Genomic DNA, 3,143 nt, shown 5'->3' with positions numbered 1-3,143 from the left:
CAACCCCGTCAACCCCAACCGCTCCCGCTCGGCCAACGTGAACGCCGTCCCCTTATTGATCGTCGGCGACGACAACACCGCCCGACCCCGGGCCGCGACCCGAGCCACGACCTCCCCGGATCCGCGGACAAGCTCGTACGGGGCGACAGCCATTGTCTCGATGCCTCTCGTTCGGTGGGCCGGGTCGCGGCGGGCCGGTGGGCGCCCGCGCCTGTCCGGCGGTCGGGGACAAGCATCCCGCCGTCGGCCGATCGGGTCACGGATAAGTTCATAAAGACACTTTTCGATCATGATGGCGGCCGCCGGCGCGGGCCGCGCGACCGGACTCGGGCGCGATCGGCGCCGGGCCGCTGGGTACGTTGCCCTCATGTCGTTCCTGAGCCGGCTCTCCGACACGATCCGGGCCGGCCTGGCTCCCTCGAAGCAACCGTCCCGGGCCCCCTCGACGGGGCCGACCCGGCCGGCGGGCGCCCCGGGCCGGCCCGGGGCGGCGCCCGAGGCCCCGGGCCAGTCCGGCCCGACCGCCACCGTCGAGGGCGACCCGGGCCGGGTCGGGGCCGTCCGGATGACGTACGCCCCGGCCCGCGACGGCGCCCCGGACCCGGGCGAGGTCGTGTGGACCTGGGTGCCGTTCGAGGAACGGGACGGGCGCGGCAAGGACCGGCCGGTGCTGGTGGTGGCCGCCGAACCGGCGGGGACCTACCTGGCGGTGCAGCTGACGTCCAAGCCGCACCAGGGCGCGGACTTCGTCGCGATCGGGTCGGGCAGCTGGGATTCCAGCGGGCGGCCGTCCTGGGTCAATGTCGACCGGGTGTTCCGGGTGCACGCCGGCGGGATGCGGCGGGAGACGGCGGGCCTGCCCAAGGCCAGCTACGCCGCGGTGGAGGCCCGGCTGCGGCAGCGGTACGGCTGGCGCTGAGCGCCCCACCCTCACCGGCCGCCGGCCCCCACCGGCCGACGCGACCGCCCCCACCGACCTCGCCGGAGCGCCTCATCGGCAGGTTCGGGATCGATTCCGAACCTGCCGATGACGCCGGTCCATCGCCCTGAGGCGCGGCGCAGGGCGGTGGATCAGCCGGCGCGGCGGTGCGCGGCGGCGCTGGCGTACAGGCACAGCGCCGCGGCGGCGGCCAGGTTGAGGGACTCGGCCCGGCCGTAGATCGGGATCCGGATCCGCTCGTCGGCCGCGGCCAGGATCGGCGCGGGCAGGCCGTGCGCCTCCGAGCCGAACAGCCAGGCGGTGGGCAGGTCCAGGATGCCGTCCCGATCGGCGACGCCCAGCTCCAGGTCGGTGTGCCCGGTGGACGCCAGGACCGACAGGCCGGCCCGGCCGAGCTGCCCGATCAGGTCGGCCGCGTCCGGCGCGGTGACCACGGGGAGGTGGAACAGGCTGCCGGCGGAGGCCCGCACCGCCTTGGGGTTGATCGGGTCGGCCGCGGCCCCGGCGACGATCACCCCGTCCGCGCCGGCCGCGTCGGCGAGCCGGACGACCGTGCCGGTGTTGCCGGGGTCGCTGGTCTGCACCAGGACGGCCAGCAGCCGGGGCCCGGTGGCCAGCAGATCCTCCACCGTGGCGGTCGGCAGCGTGCAGCGGACGACCAGGCCCTGCGGGGTGACCGCGTCGGTGAGCGCGGCCGCGGCCCGCTCGGTGACCTGGGTGACCGGCACCCCGACGGCGAACGCCTGACGGGCCAGCTCGGGATGCCGCGAGCCGGCCGCCTCGGTCAGGTAGAGCTCGCGCACCGTGCCCGGCACGCGGGCCTCGGCCGCGATCGCCTCGGTCACGGCGGGCGCGCCCTCGGCGAGGAACTCCCCGGCCTCGGTGCGGCGCGAACGGCGCAGCAGCTTGTGCGCGGCGACGATGCGGACCGACCGCTCGGTCAGCACGCCGTCCGTGGCCGGCTCGCGGCCGGGGCCGTCCTGGTCCCGGACCCCGGAACGCCCGGCCGACCCACGGTCGGCCGGGCGTCCGGCGCGGGGGCGGTCGGCGTTCAGGCCGCGGCCGTCGGAGCCTGGGCCGCCGCAGCGGCACCGGTGGACTCCAGGGTGTCCTGGGCGACCTTGACCAGCGCGGCGAAGGCGGCCTGGTCGTTGACGGCCAGCTCGGCCAGCACCTTGCGGTCGACCTCGACCCCGGCGAGCTTGAGACCCTGCATGAACCGGTTGTAGGTCAGACCCTCGGCGCGGCAGGCGGCGTTGATGCGCACGATCCACAGCTTGCGGAAGTCGTTCTTGCGCTTGCGCCGGTCGTTGTAGGCGTAGGTCGCAGAGTGCAGCATCTGCTCCTTGGCCTTGCGGTACAGGCGGGACCGCTGGCCGCGGTATCCGCTGGCCCGCTCGAGGACGACGCGGCGCTTCTTCTGGGCGTTGACCGCCCGCTTCACTCTCGCCATGGTGGCACCTGGCTTTCTCGGTCAGCCGGTCGCGGGGCGACCGGGAAAAAGGGGATGGGATCGTGCGGTGGGAGAAGGCTCAGATGCCCAGGAGACGACGCACGCGCGGCGCGTCGGCGGGGGCGACGACCTTCGCGCCGTCCATGCGCCGGGTCATCTTGGTGGACTTCTTCTCCAGGTTGTGCCGCTTGCCGGAGCCGGCGTGGGTCAACTTGCCGCTGCCGGTGACCTTGATCCGCTTCTTGGTGCCGGAGTGCGTCTTGTTCTTGGGCATGACGATGTCGCTCATTTCACTGTCGTGGTGACCCGGGTGGATCACCTGCGTCTTCGTTGCGCGGTGCGGTGGTGCGGCGCAGGTTCCATCGCCGAACCGGCCGGGGCCGGCTCGTACCGGGGTCGATCGCTTGGCCGGTCCGGCCTGCGCCGGCCCGGCCGCTGTCCCGGTCGGACGCTCAGGAAGCGTCGGCCGGCTGCGGCTGGCGGGGTCGTACCTGCTTGTGGGGGGCCAACACCATGATCATGTTGCGCCCGTCCTGCTTGGGCGCGCTCTCGATGACGCCGAGATCGGCGACATCGTTGGCCAGCCGCTGCAGCAGACGGAAGCCCAGTTCCGGACGGGACTGCTCCCGGCCCCGGAACATGATCGTGACCTTGACCTTGTCCCCGGCCTTGAGGAACCGCACGACGTGACCCTTCTTGGTCTCGTAGTCGTGCGAGTCGATCTTCGGCCGAAGCTTCATTTCCTTGATG

Annotated in this window: 5 protein-coding genes; 1 reads left to right on the top strand and 4 read right to left on the bottom strand. The window is 73.7% G+C overall.

Translation table 11 applies throughout. The annotated features are described in order from the left end of the window. The first annotated feature begins 367 nt into the window (after nucleotides 1–367). Entirely contained in the window at nucleotides 368–919 is a 552-nt protein-coding gene (locus ACOJUF_RS22275) for a type II toxin-antitoxin system PemK/MazF family toxin (protein ID WP_420124002.1), read from the top strand. A gap of 152 nt (nucleotides 920–1,071) precedes the next feature. Here ACOJUF_RS22275 and ACOJUF_RS22270 read toward each other — a convergent pair whose 3' ends face one another. From ACOJUF_RS22270 to infC, 4 genes are all read right to left on the bottom strand, one after another. Beyond that, nucleotides 1,072–1,887: a TrmH family RNA methyltransferase gene (locus tag ACOJUF_RS22270; protein ID WP_420124001.1), complete on the bottom strand. Its 816-nt coding sequence runs from the start codon at nucleotides 1,885–1,887 to the stop codon at nucleotides 1,072–1,074. A 104-nt stretch (nucleotides 1,888–1,991) separates the two neighbouring features. Then, on the bottom strand, nucleotides 1,992–2,393 hold the full coding sequence (gene rplT / locus ACOJUF_RS22265; RefSeq protein ID WP_420124000.1) for a 50S ribosomal protein L20: 402 nt from the start codon (nucleotides 2,391–2,393) through the stop codon (nucleotides 1,992–1,994). A gap of 79 nt (nucleotides 2,394–2,472) precedes the next feature. After that, nucleotides 2,473–2,667 carry a 50S ribosomal protein L35 gene (rpmI, locus tag ACOJUF_RS22260; protein WP_420124003.1) on the bottom strand — a complete coding sequence of 65 codons (195 nt, stop codon included), beginning with the start codon at nucleotides 2,665–2,667 and terminating at the stop codon, nucleotides 2,473–2,475. 178 nt (nucleotides 2,668–2,845) lie between these two features. Further along, the coding region (gene infC, locus ACOJUF_RS22255; RefSeq protein WP_420123999.1) for a translation initiation factor IF-3 at nucleotides 2,846–3,143 on the bottom strand (298 nt) is incomplete at its 5' end.

The sequence above is a fragment of the Nakamurella sp. genome (assembly GCF_048594475.1).
In the GTDB taxonomy this organism is placed as follows: Bacteria; Actinomycetota; Actinomycetes; order Mycobacteriales; family Nakamurellaceae; genus Nakamurella.
This window is presented reverse-complemented; position numbering and strand designations above follow the sequence as displayed.